The 23,097-nt window shown below is 41.8% G+C and carries 21 protein-coding genes; 1 reads left to right on the top strand and 20 read right to left on the bottom strand.

From position 1 onward, the window contains the following. The 18 genes from fliL to flgK all read right to left on the bottom strand — a co-directional run bounded on the left by fliL (position 1) and on the right by flgK (position 20,392). Positions 1–474: a flagellar basal body-associated protein FliL gene (gene fliL / locus C9I86_RS00255; protein ID WP_080157189.1), complete on the bottom strand. Its 474-nt coding sequence runs from the start codon at positions 472–474 to the stop codon at positions 1–3. Between the two features lie 106 nt (positions 475–580). Beyond that, entirely contained in the window at positions 581–1,984 is a 1,404-nt protein-coding gene (locus C9I86_RS00250; RefSeq protein ID WP_158258901.1) for a flagellar hook-length control protein FliK, read from the bottom strand. 131 nt (positions 1,985–2,115) lie between these two features. Beyond that, a complete protein-coding gene (gene fliJ / locus C9I86_RS00245) occupies positions 2,116–2,559 on the bottom strand; it encodes a flagellar export protein FliJ (protein WP_107275312.1) in 444 nt (147 codons plus the stop codon). Positions 2,560–2,602: 43 nt separating this feature from the next. Further along, positions 2,603–3,919, bottom strand: a complete 1,317-nt coding sequence (fliI, locus tag C9I86_RS00240; RefSeq protein WP_107275311.1) for a flagellar protein export ATPase FliI — start codon at positions 3,917–3,919, stop codon at positions 2,603–2,605. After that, positions 3,916–4,737 (bottom strand): flagellar assembly protein FliH, encoded by an 822-nt coding sequence (fliH, locus tag C9I86_RS00235; RefSeq protein ID WP_107275310.1) that lies wholly within the window; start codon positions 4,735–4,737, stop codon positions 3,916–3,918. The genes fliI and fliH overlap by 4 nt, the downstream gene beginning before the upstream one ends. 45 nt (positions 4,738–4,782) lie before the next feature. Then, positions 4,783–5,823 (bottom strand): flagellar motor switch protein FliG, encoded by a 1,041-nt coding sequence (gene fliG / locus C9I86_RS00230; protein ID WP_080156979.1) that lies wholly within the window; start codon positions 5,821–5,823, stop codon positions 4,783–4,785. Further along, the gene (gene fliF, locus C9I86_RS00225) at positions 5,816–7,561 is read right to left on the bottom strand and encodes a flagellar basal-body MS-ring/collar protein FliF (RefSeq protein WP_107275309.1); all 1,746 of its coding nucleotides are present in this window, start codon (positions 7,559–7,561) and stop codon (positions 5,816–5,818) included. The genes fliG and fliF overlap by 8 nt, the downstream gene beginning before the upstream one ends. A 61-nt stretch (positions 7,562–7,622) precedes the next feature. Continuing rightward, on the bottom strand, positions 7,623–7,934 hold the full coding sequence (gene fliE / locus C9I86_RS00220; protein ID WP_080156981.1) for a flagellar hook-basal body complex protein FliE: 312 nt from the start codon (positions 7,932–7,934) through the stop codon (positions 7,623–7,625). Positions 7,935–7,995: 61 nt separating this feature from the next. Further along, positions 7,996–9,384, bottom strand: a complete 1,389-nt coding sequence (locus C9I86_RS00215; RefSeq protein ID WP_107275308.1) for a sigma-54 dependent transcriptional regulator — start codon at positions 9,382–9,384, stop codon at positions 7,996–7,998. Between the two features lie 29 nt (positions 9,385–9,413). After that, positions 9,414–10,436, bottom strand: a complete 1,023-nt coding sequence (locus C9I86_RS00210; protein WP_107275307.1) for a PAS domain-containing sensor histidine kinase — start codon at positions 10,434–10,436, stop codon at positions 9,414–9,416. A gap of 317 nt (positions 10,437–10,753) precedes the next feature. Beyond that, a complete protein-coding gene (locus tag C9I86_RS00205; protein ID WP_080156986.1) occupies positions 10,754–12,199 on the bottom strand; it encodes a sigma-54 dependent transcriptional regulator in 1,446 nt (481 codons plus the stop codon). A 250-nt stretch (positions 12,200–12,449) separates the two neighbouring features. After that, the gene (fliS, locus tag C9I86_RS00200; RefSeq protein ID WP_080156987.1) at positions 12,450–12,851 is read right to left on the bottom strand and encodes a flagellar export chaperone FliS; all 402 of its coding nucleotides are present in this window, start codon (positions 12,849–12,851) and stop codon (positions 12,450–12,452) included. Positions 12,852–12,907: 56 nt separating this feature from the next. Beyond that, the gene (locus tag C9I86_RS00195) at positions 12,908–13,225 is read right to left on the bottom strand and encodes a flagellar biosynthesis protein FliS (protein WP_107275306.1); all 318 of its coding nucleotides are present in this window, start codon (positions 13,223–13,225) and stop codon (positions 12,908–12,910) included. 8 nt (positions 13,226–13,233) lie between these two features. Continuing rightward, entirely contained in the window at positions 13,234–14,676 is a 1,443-nt protein-coding gene (gene fliD / locus C9I86_RS00190) for a flagellar filament capping protein FliD (protein ID WP_107275305.1), read from the bottom strand. 11 nt (positions 14,677–14,687) lie between these two features. Further along, positions 14,688–15,140 (bottom strand): flagellar protein FlaG, encoded by a 453-nt coding sequence (locus C9I86_RS00185; protein ID WP_241956821.1) that lies wholly within the window; start codon positions 15,138–15,140, stop codon positions 14,688–14,690. An 87-nt stretch (positions 15,141–15,227) separates the two neighbouring features. Then, positions 15,228–16,802 carry a flagellin gene (locus C9I86_RS00180; RefSeq protein ID WP_107275304.1) on the bottom strand — a complete coding sequence of 525 codons (1,575 nt, stop codon included), beginning with the start codon at positions 16,800–16,802 and terminating at the stop codon, positions 15,228–15,230. A gap of 371 nt (positions 16,803–17,173) precedes the next feature. Beyond that, the gene (gene flgL / locus C9I86_RS00175; protein ID WP_107275303.1) at positions 17,174–18,430 is read right to left on the bottom strand and encodes a flagellar hook-associated protein FlgL; all 1,257 of its coding nucleotides are present in this window, start codon (positions 18,428–18,430) and stop codon (positions 17,174–17,176) included. 12 nt (positions 18,431–18,442) lie between these two features. Next, the gene (flgK, locus tag C9I86_RS00170) at positions 18,443–20,392 is read right to left on the bottom strand and encodes a flagellar hook-associated protein FlgK (protein ID WP_107275302.1); all 1,950 of its coding nucleotides are present in this window, start codon (positions 20,390–20,392) and stop codon (positions 18,443–18,445) included. A 237-nt stretch (positions 20,393–20,629) separates the two neighbouring features. Between flgK and C9I86_RS00165 the strand changes: the two genes are divergently transcribed. Continuing rightward, complete coding sequence (locus C9I86_RS00165; RefSeq protein WP_080156999.1) at positions 20,630–20,815, top strand: flagellar hook protein; 186 nt, start codon at positions 20,630–20,632, stop codon at positions 20,813–20,815. Positions 20,816–20,911: 96 nt separating this feature from the next. On the opposite strand, the gene flgJ is transcribed toward C9I86_RS00165, so the two are convergent. Then, a complete protein-coding gene (gene flgJ, locus C9I86_RS00160) occupies positions 20,912–21,916 on the bottom strand; it encodes a flagellar assembly peptidoglycan hydrolase FlgJ (protein WP_107275301.1) in 1,005 nt (334 codons plus the stop codon). Between the two features lie 17 nt (positions 21,917–21,933). Then, positions 21,934–23,025: a flagellar basal body P-ring protein FlgI gene (locus C9I86_RS00155; protein WP_080157003.1), complete on the bottom strand. Its 1,092-nt coding sequence runs from the start codon at positions 23,023–23,025 to the stop codon at positions 21,934–21,936. Positions 23,026–23,097 lie beyond the last annotated feature (72 nt).

Genomic DNA, 23,097 nt, shown 5'->3' with positions numbered 1-23,097 from the left:
CTATTGCATCACAAAGCCAGTAAATAACACCCGTTCAACCACAGGCATGTTCGTCATCTTGTTCATCGTTGCTTGTACGGTTGTCAATGCTTGTTGACGTAACTGTTCACGCCCTTGTGGTTGGCGTAATTGCTCAACCGTGGCTGCTGCAAAAGTTTGTAGCAATACACTTTCAACCAATGGCACATGTTTTTTAGCCAACGCTTCATTTTGTTCACCACGAACCATTAGCTGTACTTTTATTTGCACCACGCGATCACGTTCTTTACCACTAACATTAAAAATAAATGGTTCAGGTAACACGATATAATAAGCCGACATTTTCAACGGCGACTGAGTTGATGTTGAGCCAACCTCTGCCGCTTTAGCTTCTGCTGATGGTGTGGTGAAAAACCAAATGCCACCACCAATCACAACGCTCACAAGCAAAATAACCAAGCTAATGACAATTGTTTTTTTTCTATTTCTAGCCATCATTATTTATCCTGCTCGCTATTTATTGTGGTCTTTATTACGACATGACATTGCTGCATGTTTTTCCTTATTGATTAAACCTGCACGATTAATATGACCAAAAACGCTAAGCGTAATAATCAACTTGATCTTTATTTTCTTTTACGTACATGCTGATAGAAGAATCAGGCTGATTACTCTCTGCTATTAATAACCCATCATCAGTCATCGACCTTGTTGATGATTGCTGTCCTGACTGCGAATGCGCGGAACTATTACTTTGGTGACCCGTAAATTGCTGACTACTGTCTTGTTGTACCGAGCTTTGTGCGAGTTGTAGCCCTTGTTGTTGTAACATTTCGCGTAAACGTGGCATCGCTTGTTCAACAATATCGCGGGCTTGGTGATTATTTACCGTAAATTGCACCGAAGCTTGATCTTGGTTAATGCTCAATTTAATCTGAAGTTTGCCAAGCTCTGGTGGATCTAACCGAATATCGACATATTTTAGGTTCTTTGCCATCATCATATTGATCCGTTCATGAACCTCTTCGCCAGCCTGTTCATGAGTAAGAACTAATGACGATTGCAGGGCGTTGGTCATGGGCGGTAATTCAGGTTTCAGCATTGGTGTTGTTGATGCTGTCGTTAATCCCGCTAACTGTTGAACCAATGAATCAGCTTGAGAATGGTTATTTACGCCTTGTTGAGGTCGATTATCGTCTACCAACAAAGAAGCACCATCAAACACAGCAGGATTAATAAGCATATCGGCACTAGGTGTTGAGGTAGATAAAGAGCGATGAGAGGCTGGTAATGGCAAATTATTGACACTAATATCAGAAATAAGCTCGACATCACTCTTTGCGCCAGATTTTTGTCCATCACTATTTGCTGTCGCTTTTGCCGTCAGAGCCTCAGCCGCAGTTGTCGCTATGGCCATAGCTGGCATGATAAACGCAGCACTTTCATTGGTGGTTTTAATGGCTGTTTGAGCTGCTACCAATTCATCTTGAGTCAGTACAGCATCTGTTGTTGGCATGACGACCAATGGCAAGCTTTTGCCGCTCGCATCAACAGTCTCAGTTTGTGTTTTATCAACTGAATTAAGCTGCTGGTTAGATTGTGTGAGTTGCTGTAAAAAGACATTGCCTGCAGCCATTAACTCTACTGCGCCATCAATGACTCTCTCGCCGTCATCAGCGTTCATTAATGATTTATCAATTGCGGTATCGGCAATTATTGAATCTGCGATTAATATTTCACTTTCATCATCAATAACGTCAGTGGTAGAGGGAATGTTTACTTCACTCTCAATATTCATCTGTTCAGCACTCATCGCTGCTTGATCAGAAAGTAATGTGAGTTCGCCATCAACCACTGCTAACGAAGGCATTTCATCAAGCGCTTGCTGGTATTGCTCTAAAAACTGACCATCACCGAATGGCGTAGTGTCAGGTATTGAACTGGCAACGGAACTGCCCGTCACCAATTTTGGCGTTTGCGCAGATGACACATTAAATAGATTCATAGTAACTCTTTTAATACGTGTCGCGACAGACGACAAATAAATGAATAACTGTTTGATTAAAGCGTCAAAAAAACGTTTCATTCAAAACTAATGTTCTATCCTAATGCAAAAAGTAAACCAGTTTTTTAGTTCTAGCGTTGTTGGCGCCGTGCAAATTGTAACGTTACAAATTCATCCATAATTTTTTGTTCTTGTTTATTCAAAAAAAGCTGCCGTTCACGCTGTTTTTTTTCCAGTAACCATTCAATACCACGTTTTTTTTGCTGCATGGCTTGCCAATGCTGACGGCATTGCTCAATTTGATTAGCAAAATAGCCACCCGCCTGTTTTTGCTTCTCTAATGTGGTATCAAGTTGAGTTAAGAATTTTTGTAAATGGCTATATTGGCTTGCACTCAGCCCTTGTTGCCCACGCTCAGAAAGCTGACGACAGTAATCTAATCGGTACTGTTCAATTTGAGCTAATTGCTGTAAATAATTTTGCTGTTCAAGTTGCGCTTGATTGAGGGCGAGGCTGGCTTGATGTTCTTGTTGTTGTGCTTGTTCGATTAATAATTCAAATGTTCTCAATGGCATACTATAACGACCTTGTCTTCAATTACCTTATTACCAAGTTCCATTAGCCACCTAATGTAGATCGCAACATATTGACGCACATTTCATACGGTACCGCTTCTTTCATTTCTTGCTGTAAATAATTATCTAATTTCGGTTTAAAACTAAAAGCTTGATCAATCGTTGCATCAGTTCCCGGTTTATAGGCACCAATAGCAACCAAGTCTTGATTTTTACGGCAAATAGATAAAATTTGACGTACGGCTTTCGACATCAGCATATGGTCATCACTAACGATGGCTGGCATAACACGACTAACAGAACGCTCAACATCAATGGCAGGATAATGCCCCGCATCCGCCATTTCACGCGATAACACAATATGACCATCGAGGATCGCACGTGAAGCATCGGCAATCGGATCTTGCAGATCATCACCTTCACTTAATACCGTGAAAAAAGCGGTGATCGAACCTTGATTTTCATTACCATTACCTGCCCGTTCCACCAGCGCAGGTAACTTAGCAAACACCGATGGTGGATAACCTTTGGTTGCAGGTGGTTCACCAACGGACAATGCAATTTCACGTTGCGCCTGAGCAAAGCGGGTTAATGAATCCATCAGCAGCAACACATCAAACCCTTGATCGCGAAAATACTCGGCAATGGTGAGTGAGGTTTGGCAGCCTTTTAGACGCATTAATGGCGAAGCATCGGCAGGCGCGGCTATCACAACGGCTCGCTCACGGCCTTCTTTACCTAAAATTTCATCAATAAATTCTTTTACTTCTCGACCACGCTCGCCAATAAGCCCCACCACCACAATTTGCGCACTGGTACCGCGAGTCATCATACCCAGCGTGACCGATTTACCCACACCAGAACCAGCAAAAAGGCCAATCCGCTGTCCTTTTCCGACTGTTAATAAACCATTAATAGCCTTAATACCAACATCAAGGGGTTCTTTAATCGGTTTGCGTGATAAGGGGTTAATGGGAGCCGAGGTAAACGCTGCTCGTTGCTCAGTAAAAATAGGCCCTAAGCCATCAAGTGGATTACCAATGCCATCAATAACACGCCCTAACAATTCAGGCCCGACTGGAATACCACTGTTATGCAAAATAGGGGTAACTTTAGCGCCTGGCATCACCCCTGATAATTGCTCACTTGGCATTAAAAAAAGCGTTTCACCAGCAAAACCCACCACTTCTGCTTCTAGTTCACCAGTGAGGGTTTCTACTTTACAGACACTACCAACAGGGGCGCGGCAGCCTATCGCTTCAAGGGTTAGCCCAACAACACGATCCAACCGCCCTGAAGCCACAGGTTTACAAGCGGTATTTGCCGTTTGGTAGCGACTTAGGCGTTGTGCGAGGGTCATAACACTGGCTCTTGCAAGTTACTGTTGAGTTCATTAAAGGTGGTTAGTGAATGCAAAATACGATCATCAATTAAATAATCAACACTAGAACTGCCACACGCCAACTGTAAATCCCCTCGTTGTAAACTCGGCTCTGCAATTAATGACCATTGACGTTGTTGCAGATCAGCCTCATCAAAGCTGGCATGAATTAACGCAACATCTTCTGGATGTAAATGCATTTTAATTTCTCGCTCAGCTATCGGTAGCGTTGCTACAACTTCGCGAACAGTATTGAGTAATACTTGAGGATTGGTTTTAACTTCAACACGAATCAATGCCTTGGTTAAACCATTCACCAATAACAATAATTGTTGTTCAACTTCGGTGTCGACTTTAGCAATAGGATCTGCAAATTTATCCATCACCGCCATTAACAATGCCACTTGTTGATCAATTTGAGCTTGAGCTTGTTCTAGCCCTTGCTGTAAGCCTTGTGCCAGCCCTTCAGCATGGCCGGCTGTAACCCCTTCAGCATGGCCTTGAGAAAAACCTTCGCTATGCCCAGCTTGACGCCCTTGCTCAACCCCTTCGTCATAAGCAGATTGCTGCATGGCTTCAAGTTCTGCCGCGGTTAATGGTGGCGGCGGTGGCTCAGGTTGAGTTAATTGCTGTTGCTGTAATTGTTGTTGCTCAAGATAATATTGATGATCATAATTAAGCGCATTTTCAGGTTCATGATCACTGTCATGGCTGTAATCAGGGTATGCCCAGCGTTCAAGTTCTTGGGCTTGATGTTCTGACACGCGCATAAAACCACGACGACGTTCATCACTCATGGCAACACCTTTTCCTTCAACTTACATTGAACCACCGCATTACTATTATAAAAATTCATCAGTGCCACCATTGCCAGTTAGCACTAATTCACCCAAATCAGATAAACGACGCGCAATAGATAAAATTTCTTTCTGAGCCGCTTCAACATCAGCCACACGAATAGGCCCCATGGCTTCTAAATCTTCTTGTAGCATTTCACCCGCACGTTTAGACATGTTGCGATAGAACTTATCACGTAACATATCATCTGCACCTTTAAGGGCTTTTTGTAATAGATCTTGCGGCACATCTCGCAATAGAATTTGAATGCCGCGATCATCAACTTCAATCAGATTATCAAACACAAACATCAAGTCTTGAATTTGAGTCGCTGTTTCTTCATCGTTTTCACGAATTTGATCCATCAACAGCCCTTCAACGTTATTATCGAGATAGTTCATGATTTCTGCTGCTGCTTTTAAGCCACCAATTTTAGCTGCTTGTGCACCCGCTTGACCCGCAAACTGTTTTTCCATAATGTCGTTTAATTCATGCAGTGCCGCAGGTTGAACTTCTTCCAAATTAGCAATACGCATCATCAAATCTAATCGCACGCGTTCAGGGAATTGCGATAAAATTTCAGCAGATTGTTCAGGCTCTAAATAAGACAACACGATGGTTTGAATCTGTGGGTGCTCATTTAAAATAATACTGGCAACTTGGCGCGGATCCATCCATTTTAAAGAATCAAGTCCACGCGAACCGCTACCCATTAGAATTTGATCAACCAAATTATTGGCTTTATCTTCACCTAATGCTGCCACTAACGCATTACGAACAAAATCTTCGCTACCCATACCAATGCTGGTGTATTTTTGAATTTCTTCTAAAAATGAACGATGCACACTCGAGACTTTATCTTGATTTAAGTTCTTCATGCTTGCCATCGAGCCACCGACTCGCTGCACCTGCTTCGGATCAAGATGGCGAATAATACTGGCGGCATCTTGTTCATTAAGACTTAATAATAAAATCGCAGCTTTTTCCGTGCCATTAAGGCTTTTAATATCAAATTTATTATCGATTGGTGCTACATCATTAGCCATCTTCATTCATCCAGCTTTTCACGACTTGTGCAGCAAGATCCGGTTCATTGGCAACCAACGCCCGCACTGCTTTCAGTAAATCTTCATCTTTATGTAAATTAGGCAAATCTAAACTACTACTGCTTAATTCAAAGCTTTCATTTGGATCTAAGTCACCACCGATTAAGCTGGTGCCATCACTATGACTATTGTGGGTTAAAATCGGTAAGCCATTTTCATCTAACGGTGTGCCATTAGCCGCTTGATTTGGGTATAGCAACTTGTTCATTGCTGGACGCACCAAGACGATGATCACCACAATAATCACCAAGGCCGCTGCAAGCCATCGAATCCAACTGCTAAAATTCGGATTCTCCCAAATGGGCACATCAGCCAATAATAGTTCTTCAGGCAGCGCAAATGGCACCGATAGCACTTCCAATAAATCGCCTCGCGCCTCTGAAAAACCAATACCGCCCATTAATAAACGACGAATTTTAACAATTTCAGCTTCAGATACTGGTACTCGTGTGATCTCACCCGTTTTAGGATCAACTATCGATTTATAATCAATCGCAACCGACACCGTTTGACGATCAATAACACCTGTTTGCGCGCGTTTATGGCTTATCGTGGTGTCCAATTCATAGTTACGGGTAGATTCACGGTGCATACGACCATTACCGCTGCTTGTGCCAGCTTGCATGTCTTTTATATTTTCTGGAATCGCACTACTGACAGGGGGTTGGTTGCTTAATGCACCAGGAATACCCGCTACCACTTGACCACCATTGCTATCTTCACGCGTAAACTCACTTCGAGTAGCCGCCGTGGCAGGGTCATAGCGTTTACGGGTTTCTTCTAAGGCGGAGAAATCCATCGCTATATCAACTTGTGAGGTGTAATTTCCCAACCCTAAAACAGGCATCAAAATAGCGTCGATTTTTTCCCGTAAAGATTGCTCTTGTTTACGCTCTAATTCGTATTCTTTTCGTTTAGCGGTTGAGGAAGGATCTTCAGTACCTGAGCTTAATAAACGCCCGTGTTGATCGGTCACCGTAACGCGAGTAGGACGTAAACCAGGCACCGCCGTTGCCACCATATCAACAATGGAATCAACTTCTTGCTGCCCTAGTGCTCCGCCTGATGCTAAAGTCAGAAAAACCGTCGCGGTAGCATCTTGATTATGACGCACAAACACACTTTGTTTTGGCATCGCAAGCAACACTTGCGCCTTACGTACTTGACTAATTTGTTCGATAGCACGCGCTAATTGACGTTCACGGCTTAATTTTAAACGTTCATTTTCAAGCCGCTGTGAAACACCAAATCCCATGTCTTTTAATAAAATATCATCGCCTTCAGCGGTACGACTGTTTAAACCACTGCGGGTTAAATCTAATTTTATATTGCTATATTTATCAGCAGGTACTCGAATGGTATTGCCATCAAGTTGGTAATCAATTTTCTTTTGATCAAAGTGATCTAAAATAGGGATCAATTCTTCGGTTTCATAGCTACCCAATGGTCGCATTTCGGGCTCTTTTATCCACACCACGACCATGACAATTAGCGCGACACAAATCGCAACCGATAGCACTAAAATCACCTGCCGTAACAGATCAAGATTGCCTAAAATACTGTCAGTACGCGATGCTTTCTTTTCAGCAAGATCGGGATCTTGAGCAGCATCACGTAATATCGGTGAAGTATTATTATTTGCAACCGTAACGGGTTGATTAACAATTTGATCTGACACTATTTATTTCTCACACATATAGCTAATAATGCGCTATCACATCGACGGATAACAACGATATTTATACCGGCATATTCATTAATTCTTTGTAAGCCTGTACCATTTTATTACGCACTTGCACCGTCGCTTCAAACGCCACGCTGGATTTATTACGGGCAATCATCACATCAGATAACGACACACTGCGATCACCTTGATCAAACCGAGTAGCAAGATCACTTGACTGGCCTTGAAGTGTATTAACTGACTTGATAGCGTCGTTAAGTAAATTGCCAAAATCAGCACTAACCTGTTGTCCTGTTGCGGGACGAATATTATTTTGAGCATCTAAACGCATTGCCTGCATTTCAGCCGCTAATCCATTAACTTTCATTGCAAAATCTCACTGTGTTTATCGCTACTAAAAAAGGTTTGTTATATCTATAACCCATCGATTATGCGGGGAGTTCAATGCCAGCATCACGCATTTTGGCTAATTTATAGCGTAATGTACGTGGACTAATGCCCAGTTTATCGGCCATATCTTTTCGATTACCTTGGCAAGCAACTAAGGTATCTAAAATAATATTAAATTCTTGGCCGCGTAATTCATGGCCTAAACTTTCCGCAACTGTGGATGATATTGAGTCAATTGTCGTTGTGGTCGACGGTGATATTTCGCAATCAGGCGCGGTAGAAGGTGTAACCATCTGTAACCAATCAAGTCCTTCAACCAAAATATGTTGCTCAGTTATCATAAGGTTATCGTGAATGATTAACGCGCGTTGAATCACGTTATCAAGTTCACGTACATTTCCGGGCCATGTATATTGTAATAATTTGTTGAGCGCACATGGTGCCATTACAGGGATCGCCATCCCTTGTTGACTCGCATGGCGTTGTAAAAATAACTGCGCTAACGGCACAATATCGCCCTTACGCTCCGTTAATGCTGGCCATGTCATTGGAAAAACATTTAAGCGGTAATACAAATCTTCACGAAAACGCCCCTTCGCAACATGATTTTTTAAATCACGGTTACTGGTTGCAATAATGCGCACATTCAATTTAATGCTTTTACGTCCACCTAAACGTTCAACTTCACGTTCTTGCAATACCCGTAATAATTTAGCTTGCAAGTTAATGTCCATTTCACTGATTTCATCCAGTAAAATCGTACCTGCTTGAGCTTGTTCAAACTTGCCCGGACAGGCTTGTATTGCTCCTGTAAAAGCCCCTTTTTCATAGCCAAATAGCATCGCTTCTAGCATATTTTCAGGAATAGCAGCACAGTTAATCGCCACAAAAGGTCCATCACAGCGTAAAGAATGGTCGTGAATATAGCGTGACAACACTTCTTTACCCGACCCACTAGGACCTAAGACCATCACGCTGGCATCTGTTTTAGCGACTTTTTCTGCCATTGCTAACAAATGCAAACTTTTAGGATCCGCTGCGACCGTATTGGTAGCGTTGGATCGGATCGGTGCATAGCGACCAACCATATTTAACAAAACTTGCGGGGCAAATGGTTTAGCCATGTAATCAAGTGCCCCCTCTTTCATTACTGCAACAGCATCTTCGATATTGGCGTAAGCGGTCATTAATAACACTGGCATTTTCGGCCATTGCAATTTAATACTACGCAATAAAGCTAAGCCATCCATGCCCGTCATTTGCACATCAGAAACCACAATATCAACTGATTCAGATTTCAATAGCACTAATGCGTGTTCTGCACTTTCCGCTTCTAGCCATTGATAACCCGCTAATGCAAGCGTATCAACTAACGCTTCACGCAAACCTTCGTCATCTTCTACGACTAATACTCGCGTTTGACTCATGCTTCACTCTCCATAGTTAACTCGAACCATTATGCGGCTTGAACTGATGTGACTAACGGTAACTGCAAGGTAAATGTGGCCCCTTGCCCCAGTTGTGAATCTAATATCAAACTACCGTGATGGGCTGATATCACCATCTGTACCACAGCCAGTCCTAATCCGGTGCCTTGTTTACGAGTGGTAAAAAAAGGTTCTAACACTTTTTGATGATGCTCTGCCGCAATTCCTGGGCCGTTATCTGTCACACTAAGTAATAGCATTTGATCCTGCTGTTGACAGCGCACTGCAACTCGGCAACCTTTGCCAGCCATTTGAATCGCATTAGTGATCAAATTACCCACCGCGCTCGCTAATGCATTTTCATTGCCCATTAAACGCAATGTTTCATCGTCACAGTCAATGCTAAAATCGACATCATGACTCAAAACTTGAGCTTCTATCATTGCTTCTAAACTGTTGAGTAAACTTTCAATAGTAAATTCACTCACCACTTTATTGTCGCCACCTTTGGCAAATAACAGCATATCGTTAACTTGTTTTTCCAGATCATATAATCGATCCACCAGCTTAGTTTGAAAACGTGTTCGCGTGGTTGGAGTTAACCCTGATGATGCTAAATTAGCGGCGTACAACAATGCACTGGCTAACGGAGTACGCACTTGATGTGCCAACGATGCAACCATTCGCCCTAACGACGACAAACGCTGCATTTCACTTAACCGTGACTGTAGCTGACGGGTTTCGGTTAAATCAGTGATCACAATAAGCTGTCCTGCCGCAGAAGCTGAAATAGCAAGCTTCACTTTACGGCCACTGCGCAATGAAACCTCATGTCCATCATCATCTTGGGGTGCGAAACTACGTTGAATAATCTCTCCCCAACGTTGACCGATTAATGGTTCACCAAGTAACCGCAAGGCTTCTTGATTAGCTTCACTAATTACGCCCTTTTCATCCAATAAAATAACGGCAACAGGCATTACTTGTAATACTTGCTGATAACGCTCAACTTGCTGGTTTAACGCTAATAATGTTATGGATGAGTCACTCATGATTAATCTACTACGAACAACAATAGCAGTGATTATGCAAATAACATACCACTAATAAATCATATTTATCATATAGTTAGATAAATAATGGACGAGTTATTAATGTCATTTTTATGACACTAATAACACATTTGTGTTTGTGGACACCATTTTTAGCTTACGAGGATATATTTATTAGTAACTCTACCTCTTCATCATGGCTGAGAGTTATATTTAGTGGGCACTGATTAAACGATTATGTTTAAAACAACATAAAAAAAGCCACCGCCAAATTAATGGCAGTGGCTTTTTTTATATTGAAAGCAAGTTAAGGTAAATTAACTGTCTTTCGATAATCCATATTTACGCATTTTTTCAACCAAGGTTGTACGACGCATACCCAACATGTCAGCAGCACGTGCAACAACGCCTGATTGTGCATCTAATGCTTGGCGAATCATTTCAACTTCAAGTTCAGCCAGCATCTCTTTAAGGTTTAATCCTTCTGGCGGTAAGTCATTACCTAATGATGCGGTATCTGTTTCTTCAACCGCAAACATATCTGCTAACGCTTGCTGTTCTTGTTCTTCAATAGACATCATGCTGCTTTCCGGCACAAAATCAGGAAGCTGGCTATAACGGTATTTTATTGGTAAATGATTAACATCAACCATTTCACCAGGATAAAGGATCGTTAATCGTTCGACCAAATTCGCCAATTCGCGAATATTGCCCGGCCAATCATGCAACATTAATGATGCAATCGCACGTGGTGTAAAGTGGATCCGTTTAGCACCTTCTGCTTCCATACGGGTAAGCAGCTCTTGTAATAATAACGGAATATCTTCGATACGATCACGCAACGCTGGCATGTCTATTGGGAATACATTTAAGCGGTAATATAAATCTTCACGGAACAATCTCTCGGCAATCATTTTATCCAGATCACGGTGGGTTGCCGCTACAATACGTACATTCGCTTTAATGGTTTGAGTGCCACCTACACGTTCAAAGCTACGTTCTTGTAAGACACGTAATAACTTCACTTGCATCGACATTGGCATATCACCAATCTCATCTAAAAATAAAGTACCGCCTTCGGCTAATTCAAATCGGCCTTTACGGGTTGAAATTGCCCCTGTAAATGCCCCTTTTTCATGACCAAATAATTCACTTTCAAGTAAATCAGCCGGAATAGCGCCACAGTTAACAGGTACAAATGGGCCTTTGCCACGCTCAGAATGATAATGCACATTACGCGCAACCACCTCTTTACCCGTGCCTGATTCACCTAAAATCAACACGCTTGCATCACAAGCAGCGACTTGTTCAACTAAACGACGAATATCACTAATTGCTGTACTACGACCAACCATGCTTCTAAATAGCATGTTCTTACGGCCTAAAGATGGTACTTGATGAGTGCGCTTGCCTAAATATTCTTGGCAATGACGAAAAGCATCGGCGAGTTGGTTGTAATGCAGCGGAAATTTAAGATCACCAATATAATTGGGTAATTCAGCTAATAACTCATGATGGTTCGTTAACGCAACCACAGGAATTTGTGGGTACACTCTCAACATCTCAATAATACTAGTGAGTTTTTTGGTATTGGTTATTGTTCCTAGCAGGCAAACACCCCACGGTTGCTCCCATAATGACACGGTTAAATCTTGTGATGACAGCGCATTATGATGCTCACCCATAAAGTTGAGGATGACACCTAAATCATGACGTTGCTGTGGGTCGTCATCAATAACAAGCGTATTTACTAAACCGTGCATAGATGGATATTGCCTTTATAAGAGTACACCCTGACGGTATATTCAATGTAGCGAACAGAACAACAATCAAGAAGAGAGTAGCTACATTGTAATTAATGTGCACCATAAGGCAAGATTTGACGTATAAAAGCTGTGACACCAATACAAATAACAATGTATTTGATCAGGTTTTATGCCAATTTAAGACTAAAAACGCAAAAAAAAATGGTTATCGGCAACTCTAATTACGGTTACCGACGCCCAAAAACAGTTAGTTTGTTTCAGTAAGATGGTGATATTCCGCTGGAATTTGGTCCCAAGCTGACTTTATTTCGCGTAGCATACCAATCACATCATCAATAGGCTGAGTGACATTTTCAGCATTGGCGCGTGAAATCTCGCTACCCATAAAATCATAAAGCGCATCAAGGTTTTTAGCGATATCACCACCATCTTCCATTGATAAACAATCACGCAAACTTAGTACAATATCTAATGCTTTGGTTAAACGTTCACATTTAACCGCAATATTACCTTGTTCCATCGCCGCTTTGCCCTGAATAAGGCGTTCTATCGCCCCAGCGTATAACATTTGAATGATACGGTGCGGTGAGGCGCTGGCGAGTTGTGCATTCACTGAAACTTGCTTATATGCCTGAAGAGAACCACGCATGTTATTATCCTTTGTTTAGTAGCGAGACATTTATCAATAAACATTGGGTTTAGAGGTTATTGTCCATGTTGTTGAATATTGCTGTAGAGCGATAATGATTTTTGACTTTTTTTCGATCGTACCAATTGCATACCTATACGATCTTTATGCTGTTGTAATAAACCTTTCATGGCCTGGGTACGAGCAACAACATCATCAAATACCGCCCGTGATAAATCCGCTTGTTTAAGCACAACTTCCACTTGCTGATGACGCAAAGCGACTAAGTTTTCAAGTTGCTGCGGAAAATCATCAGGGTAATCTTCCGCAAGTAATAACTGTTCGATTTGGTGTTCTAATTGGGTTAGTTGCTCTAATATTATGAGTGGCTGCATTAATATCCTTAATCAAACGACATCATCAAACTCATCATGCTACTGAGTTGATTATTCATTTGACCGATGGCTTCATCCATCGCTAAAAACTGTTTATAAGTACGATCTTCATAAGCGGCCATACGTTTATTAAGATCGGTCATGTCATCGTCTAGTGATTTTTGGCGCTCTTTTAACGTGTCTTCTTTAACAGACAATGAACCATCGGTTTTATCGGTAAAACTGTCTAACAGCTTATCGGCTTTAGCTAGAAAGCCCGTATCTTCTTGAGCAAAAAATTGGCCGATAACCGCAAAATTTTCGCTGATAATGTCATCAAGCTTATCGCTGTCTTCTTCAAGCTCTAGTGTGCCATCACGCTGAATAGAAATACCAAAATCAGACATTTGATACAGCTTGCCATTAATCTCAATCGGCTCATTGAGTAAGTTACGCATTTGGGTGGTCACTGAACGGGTTAAGCTATCACCGTTCAATGCCCCTGCCCGATTAGGATCATCTGGTTCTTTATCTGCATCAAATCCGGTTAACTTATCAATGGTGCCCATTAAGCTGTTATAACTATCAACAAACGATTTCAGTGAATCTTTGGTGCTTTTCTCATCATTTTCGATAGTGATTTTTACCGATTTAACATCGATATCATCGGTTTCAGGATTACTTGAGCCTGAAGTACCAGTGAGCTTTTTAAGATCTAAGGTTACCCCTTCGATTACATCTTCAAAGGTGTTATTACTGCTGGTCACGGGAGTGAAGTTATCGATCATGATTTTGGCATCTTGCGCTACCTGCATCTCATCAACTTTACTGTCCACCATACCGTCTTTATAAGCAAGTGATGCTAATTGCCCCGTCATGGCAGAGGTATCAATCTCAATGGTATTTTTCTCACCAGTTTCTGTGGTTGAAAATACAATTTGAGAACCGCCATCTTTACCGGTATTGATTAAGGTTGCGGTTACACCGGGGTTATCATTGGCATTATTGATCGCATCTACCACTGACGATAAATCATCATTATCTTCACCAATATTTAAGGTCATCGATTTATCACCGACCTTAATCACCATTTCACCGCTACCTAAAGAGGCTTCAGGATCAGCACTAAATAATTCTTCGCCCATCAATTTATGTGACTGTGCCATTTGCTGAATATTAATGTTATACACCCCGCTTTTGGCTTTAGCGGTGGCTTTTATCGATAAATAATCACTGTTATCAGACGAGGCTTTTTGACCATTAAAGGCTTCATCTTTACCAAACTTTTCTAGCATTGATTGCATTGCGCTGACAGATGATTTGACCTGACCATAAGCACTAAGGGAAACATTAACTTGTTTCTGTTGTGTTTCAATACGATCTGCTTTTGGTTTACGTTCAGCGGCAACTAATTGCTGTGTCATGCCTGCAATATCTAGCCCAGATGCCATTCCGGCAGCACTTAACCCCATAGTTATGTCCTCTACACTGTTTTACTGATAGAGCCCAGAGCATGCTTGGCTAAATTTTTGTTTAACTCTAGCAATTCTTGTGCCGGAACTTGGCGAATCACATCACCGGTTTTATTATCAACAATGGTGGCAATCTGCTTACCTGTTTCCTCATCTTGATGGAAACGTAAACTGCGGTTACATTGTTGTAATACTTGTTCAATCTGCTTAATGCGTTCTTGCTCTGCAATAGGATCAGGCGTAAATGAATTAAGCGGATTGTCATCAAGAGGGTGATTAACATCATCAACATCCGTTAACGCTGTTATCAGTGGCAATGGCTTGCCGCTAGGTTGTAACTCACTGTAAGTTGGATCAGATTTAGACTGATTAGCAGTATTGACCGTCGCTGAAGCCGTACTATTTAATGATGTCTGTAGCGCGGTATATTGTCCTGTTGCAGCAGCAGTAGAAGTGATCGCCATAGCCAGCTCCTTGAGCATATTTGTTAGCGATTAAAATACAATAATGCCCTGCTGAACGTATCAGCAGGGCATAAATTTAAGGGCGAATTAACCTAGGAGGCTAAGTGCCGCTTGTGGAATTTGTTTTGCTTGCGCAAGGATAGAAGTACCTGCTTGCTGTAGGATCTGACCTTTAGTCATGTTGATGGTTTCAGAAGCGAAATCAACATCTTTGATACGACTGTTAGACGCGTTAACGTTTTCGTTGATGTTCGCCAAGTTGCTCATGGTGTGCGTCATACGGTTTTGGAACGCACCGATTTCCGCACGTTTTTCGTCTACTTGCTCCATTGCTGAATCAAGTACATCGATAGCGTTTTGAGCACCTTCTTGAGTTGATAGATCTAGGCTTGCTACTGATTCAGTGGTTACTGTGCCAGTATTAACCGCTTCATCACCAGCACCATTTAGATCATAAGTTTTGATACCTACATCAAATTTAGCATTGGATAAATCGATATCGAATGATGCTCCTTTTTCAGGATCAGCAGGAGTAAATTGTGTAACTTGCGCAGTACCCTGTGTACCAATAGTGGTACCGTCACTATCAGCCGTTTCTATTCCTACCTTGACTGTACCAGCAGCACTATCAGTTACCACTGCTTGGACTGATAAATCTGAATTATCAGCCTTACCTGTTATAACTATTTCACCAGCATCATTTAACTCAGCTTTCATTCCATCAAGCGTTCCTGCTGCTGTGCCTGTAACAGGTGGAACTGCAGAAGCATTACCATTAACTTTATCAATTTCAGCATTTATATTGGTTACAACATCTTCCTTGCTATTAGTCGCCATATTAACAGATACATCAGCAATACCTGCAATTTTTAGACTAAATTCACCGGTCATATCTGAGATTGTTTGAGTAGCAGCTTTAGCTGGGACTTCATCAGTTGCTTCCTGATCGCCATTTGTAACTTTGATATTGCTGATACCATCAATATTGTTCAGTTTGTTCTGCAGATCTTCTGCTGTCATATCTTTGGCAACTTCAATTTTATGTTCGGTATCACCTAATTTAAGACTGAATGTTTTATCTTCTGTTGAAGTGCCACCTACAAATTCATCAGCAAGTGCTTTTGTTACATCAGCAACACCAGAATATGAACGACCAAGAGAGTGAGAAGACACGTCCATCAACTCTAAACTTTGCGTTTCATTTGAATTAGCACCAATTTGGAATGATTTCTCACCAAATGAACCATCAAGAAGGTTTTGACCACCGAAACTGGTTGTATCAGCGATACGGTTCATTTCGCTTTGCAATTCACCCATTTCTTTCTGCATTGCGTCACGGTCTTTATCAGAGTTGGAACCGTTAGCAGATTGAAGAGCGAGCTCGCGCATACGCTCCATGATGGTGGTAGATTCTGACATCGCACCTTCAGCCGTTTGTGCCATTGACACACCATCGTTAGCGTTACGCATTGCGACGTTTAGACCATTAGTTTGGTTAGTCAAACGGTTTGAAATTTGCAGACCGGCAGCATCGTCTTTCGCAGAGTTAATACGCAGACCAGATGATAGTTTTTGCATACTGTCGGCAACACTGCTGCTAGCACTGTTTAGGTTACGCTGGGCAGTCATTGCTGTTACGTTAGTATTAATTGTAATAGCCATAAAGGTGACACTCCTTGGTATGATCTTTCCCAGACGTGGTGCCGGGTTAAAAAGAGATTTAATTAACTTAGTGCTAAAGTTAACGGCACCTTTTGGCGAAGCTTTAGGATTATTTTTAGGTTTTTGTAGGCGAGGTTAACGCACACCCGTCATTCCCTACAGTGAGGTTACGAACGCGATAGGGAATCTACTACCCACGCGTCGTAGAGTTACTGTGATTGTAATACGGTTTTTACTGGCTTCTTTAAGGCTCAAGCACGCGGTAAATAGATCACGGATAGCCCTCGGCTTCCGAGATGTGAATAATAGGCAGCTAAGGATTCTTTGTTCTGCTCTTCCTCGAAACTCGTCCCTGCTCTTACCTCTCACCCCTAAATATAATTAAACAGTGACAATTGCTTGGTTTGCCCAAACGCTTGCTGTGAGGCTTGCAGCGCCATCATTTGTTGATTCATATCCATGATTGCTTTGCTGTAATCGAGATCTTCTAAGCCACTTTGCGCCTGATTTAAGGTTAACTCAAAATCAAGGTGTTGTTCTAATTGGCGATCGACCTGCTGCATGATGGTGCCGACTTCTGAACGCTGTTGGTTCATGTGCACAAAGCCACTATCGAGATCATCAATCACTCGTTGTAAGTTTGCTTCTGCTGCGGGCGATGAAGTTGGACGCTCTGCGTTATCAATCGCACTCTGAATCGAATCAAAAATATTAATGGTTTGGGCTGGCTTTAAGCTAATATTATCGCCACTGCTGATATCACCAAATTTTAAATTCAAGGTGGCGCTATCGGCAGCTACAGGATCTTTATAAACGATGCCTTGTTCTGAATCATAAGCTTGATTTGCAGCAACGACTTTGCCCCCAACGGTTAAGTTATATTGCATCTCTTTGGTTGTTGTACCATCTGCCGCTGCGATATCAACTTCATTGAAACTTACTTCAATAGCTTCAGCTGAACTAAAATCACTGGTAGTCGCAGCAAGGAGATGCAGTTTAGAACCGTCGGTTAAGCCACTAGCACCATCGCTAAAGACTGGGCGAAAATCACCGTAGCTATTAGGGATATCTGTAAATAATTGATCGCCGGGTAAACTGGTTTTTACGTTTACTGATTTATCAATGTGTGCATAACGCGACTGGCTATCGCCGTGATAATCCATGCTGCCATCAGTGGCTTCCATAAACGGCTTAGTATCCGATTGATTGCCCGCAAACACATAGTTACCCGCTTCATCACGGCTATTAGCTAATTCAAGTAAACCATCACGCAAGCTAATTAATTCATCTTTAAATGCGGTGCGGTCATCACTTGCCATCGCACCATTGATCATACCAAGTACTTTTTGCTTGGTTGCGCCAAGGTTATCTTCAACCCCCGCAATTGCGGTTTCCATAGTCTGCAGACGATTATTTGCTAGAGTGATAGCACTATTATATTGATCGATTTGAGTTAACTGTTGGCGGTAGTTTTGAATCGTCACCGATGACACCGGATCATCCCCTGCAGTTTCGACCCGTTTGCCGCTAGATAATTGGCCGTTAGTTTGATTCAGCTCGCCTTGCTTACGCATTAAGTTGGAGGTCAGATTTTGGTACTGACTGGCGGTTGAGACGCGATTGATCATGACAACTCCTCGTTATACTGCGCGCATTAAAGTATCAAAGGTTTCTTTCGCCACCGACATAATTCGTGATGACGCCATATATGATTGTTGAAACTTCATTAGATTAGCGGCCTCTTCATCAAGGTTAACCCCTGATAAATTCGACACTCGCTCTGAGGCTGAATCAAAATCAAGCTGATTCACTTCAGTTAATTTATCGGCATTTTTTTTAAGCATGCCAATATCTGTGGCTAAACCTTCAAATAAATCAATCACACTTGATTTACCGTCAGCCATGGTCTTTTGATGTTGGACTTGCTGCATCGCTAAGAAATTACCGTTACCACCTTGAGCATTTTGAGTGCCAAGCTCAATCTCAAAGCTATCGTTAGCTTGTGCCCCAGCAGATAAGCTCATAACGGGAGTTGACGAAGTAGCGCCTGTTTTAAAAGCAATGGTGGCGCCATTTTCAGCTGAATATTTATTATCTGCTAATTCAACATTGGTATTGGTTTTTAAATCGGTAACGGTAACTTGATCGCCCGCGGCATTTAACTGTAATTGATAGCGCCCAGCTGCATTATCAGGCACAACAGTCGCTTTGGTAATAGTTGCTGAGCCAAGATTGGATTCAGCGGCAATCGCGGTTAACTGACGATGACCCGCCAACCCACGAGGATCAGTTAAGGCTAAACTAATATCCGCTGCACCACGACGTAAAGGTTGAATAATGGTGGTTTCAGTTTCTCCAGCCATTAACGTAGGTGGTTGATTAATAGTGATTTCTAAGCCATCAACCTTTGCTTCAAATTTACCTTTTGCATTGGCTGTTAAGGCCGTTTTATTACCTTGTTGATCAATCAGCGTATGGCTAGTTGCATCACTGATTAATTGATAATCACCGATTTTAAGTTGATTAATATCATCAATTTTAACGCTAATATCACTGCTACTACCAAAGGGTTTAAGTGCCCGTTGTGACATCGCATTCGGACTATTAATATCATTGAACAACGCTTGTCCTTGCTGACCATTAAGATCAACCCCTTGTTGCTGAAGATCATTCATTTGCGATCCAAAGCCAAGCGCCATTTGTCCGAGTTGATCCAAACTTTTATCAATAACATCATCACGCACTGTCAGCATTGCACCTAAGCTGCCACCAATGGTGTCGCTTTTAATCGGTTTACTATTATTGCCATTAATTAACGCGATTTGTTTATTGGCAATATCAGGATCGCCATCGACTAATTTAAGTTGTGAAGCACTTACACCTGACACCAAGGTATCACCGCTACCAATGATAACTGTATTGGCTAAACTGCCTTTATCTGCCAACACGGTCACTTGCGTATATTGGGCTAATTCATTAATCAGAGTACGTTGTTGATCAAACAGATCATTACTACCATCGCTGCTAGATTGTTGCTGCAAACTGGTATTGACCGCGGCAAGTTCTTGCCCTAATGCATTCACCCGCTCTAAAGAGACACTCAATTGCTGATTAACATCAGTACGAATATTGGTTAGAGTTTCATGGGCATTATTTAAGTTCACCGCGGCTTGATTGGCATGTTCCAGTACCGTTTGACGACTACCCAGATCATTAGGATTATCAGCTAAAGAGCGCACAGAATGATAAAAATCGTTCATACTGTTAACGCTATTAACTGCACTTTTAGAGGTAAAATCATCCAGCATTGCTAAATGCTGTTGTTTAACATTAGCTTCTTCTAGTTGAGTGGTGGAAAGCGTCAGTTCGCGAGCAGCAAATTGATCATAAGCACGACTGACATTATCAATATAAGCACCAGTACCATAGTAACTATTACCATTCCACTGCGCATCATCGGCTTTTTGTTCAACAACTTGGCGGCTATATCCTGGCGTGTTGACGTTGGTAATATTATGACTTGCCACATCCAATTGTTTTTGAGATGTGCGTAAGCCACTCACCCCAATTTGCATCAAATCTACCGCCATCGCCTGTTTGCTCCCCACTAAAATTCAAACCATTATCGGCAACAATCGTGCGATAACGCTGTTGCTAACAAGCAAGATCTGAACCACTTTTAAATAAATTCTATCTTTAACGGCATTGTTTAAATAAATACTGTTAATTGGCATTTATTTACTTATACTTTTGCCGTTGCTGCCGATATAGATAAAACACCATCAAAAACAATGGCAAAACAGCCTCTAAAATAAAGGATATCGTTAATGAATATTTTACTTTCAGGACTGATTGGTTACGCAATAAAAGAAGTGGTGGTGCCACTAATCACCGATAGCGTTGATGATAAGCAAGATAAAAAACCAGTGTCTGATAAGGAAGTGGAAGGAGCGTTATTTGAAAGTAACGATCTGATCAAGATGGTATCAAGTCTAATTGATATTGTGGTGTAATATTTTTATTACGGTATTAACGATTCATTCTGCTATTGTTATCCCCTTTGATCACTATTAACTTTGATTACCATTCCTAATCACAATAACCACGTATCACAATAAGCTCTGCACTTTTTTCATGACAGCTAACACCTTATTGCTGTAATTCGGATCAGTGGCATACCCCGCTTGATGAATCTCACGAATAAATTGCTGCGGCTGGTTACTGTGCGTTAATGCTTTTGAATAACGCGGGTTGTGCTGTAAGAAATTAACAAAATCATCAAAGCTATGTTGGTAAGAATCATAAGATCGAAATGCCGCTTGCTCTTGTACGGCAATACCATCATGAAATTCCAAAGTTTTAGTGGCAACCTTTTGCCCCTGCCAACGCGGATCCGCTTTAATATTAAATAAATTATTGCTTGAACCCAGAGCATTATTAATCACCTTCTTTCCCCACCCAGTTTCTAATGCTGCTTGTGCAATCAATAATGACGGATCAGTACCTAGCGCACGTGCTGCACGCTGAGCATAAGGCTTCATATAACTCACAAATGCTTCTGCAGAGGCAAAACTTGTCGGTTCAGTTGGTTTTAGTGGTAACTCTGTGGTTATCGTTGGCTTTGTTTTAACGGCAATCGTGGTCATTGTTGTTGAGTGTGATTGCTGCTTATCTGATGGATTCAGCTTACTGGCAGGTGACTCTGCTAATGGCAACGCAATCACATCAGTATTAATTGGACGAATTAAAAACGGCTGCGGCTGTTGTTGTGGATATAAATCTGTTGTTGGTTGGTGCTGACTATTATCTTGTTGCTCACCACCTAACTGCTTAACAATCATATCTGCCAGCCCAAGACTACCTGTGGTACTTAGCTGCGACGACATTTGTTCGTCATGCATTTGTTGATAAAATTTGCCATTATTACTGCTCATTAAATCGGATTCAAACGCACTATTGGCTTCACGCATCGATTTAAATAACATCTGCGTAAAAATAGATTCAAATTGAACCGCGGCCTCACGTAAAGAGCCTTTTTTATCCTCACCAATGCCTGCCCGTAGGCGATCAAGGCTACTTAAATCATGAATAAAACCAGGCTCTATTTGTTTCATTGCCGCTCTCTTAAATATCAGATAATAATTAACTGGCCTTCAATGGCACCAGCTTGTTTTAATGCTTGTAAAATGGCCATCAAATCTGATGGTGCCGCGCCAACTTGATTGACCGCTCGCACTAATTCATCCAATGTCACTCCGGGTTCAAATTTAAACATGCGTGCATCTGATTCATTAACGGTGATCTGAGAATTAGGCACCACCACTGTATCACCACCCGCAAAGGCATTAGGCTGACTCACTTGTGCATTCTCTTTAATTGATACCGTCATGCCACCATGGGTAATTGCCGCTGGACGTAATTTGACATGTTGTCCGATAACAATGGTGCCAGTACGTGAATTAACAATGATTTTGGCTGAACCTTCAGCAGGATCAAATTCCAAATTTTCCACGGTCGATAAAAACGCAACGCGCTGACTGACATCACGTGGAGCACGCACACGAATCGAAGTCGCATCGACAGCTGACGCCATTTGTGGTCCTAAAAATTGATTAATCGAATCGGACATTCGTTGTGCAGTGGTAAAATCAGACTCATATAAATTAAAAGTTAAATAATCACCACGGCCAAAGGGATTTGAAACTTCTTGCTCAACCATTGCACCATTCGTGATTCGACCAACGGTAGGCGTATTACCAACAACTTTAGAACCATCTGCGCCCTCAGCACTAAAACCGCCGACCACTAAACTGCCTTGTGCAATCGCATACACTTTACCGTCAAGGCCTTTTAGAAACGTTTGTAATAATGTGCCGCCACGTAAACTTTTCGCTGAACCAATCGAAGACACGGTAATATCAATGGTCTGCCCTTGTTTAGTAAACGCAGGTAAGGTGGCATTCACCGCAACTGCCGCGACATTTTTGGTTTTAGGTTTAGTACCGACGGGTAATTGAATCCCAAAATTTTGCAGCATTGCATTAAAGGTTTGCTCAGTAAAAGGGGTAGTTTCACCAGTTCCCGGTAAACCCACGACTAAGCCATAACCGACCAATTGGTTACTCCGTACGCCAGCAACCGCTGCAACATCTTTAATACGTGCCGCCTGTACAGTTGTGGCGAAGAAAGTGAATGCCAGTAAACATATTGTCGAAATTCTCAAGCGATTCTCCAAGACAAGTTAAAACGATAAAGCAACCAACCTTATACAAAGGCGAGATGAATAATGAGATTA

It is taken from the genome of Photobacterium sp. NCIMB 13483, from assembly GCF_003025475.1.
Classification (GTDB): domain Bacteria; phylum Pseudomonadota; class Gammaproteobacteria; order Enterobacterales; family Vibrionaceae; genus Photobacterium; species Photobacterium piscicola.
The sequence above is the reverse complement of the archived record's forward strand: the minus strand, read 5'-3'. Positions and strand labels throughout refer to the sequence as shown.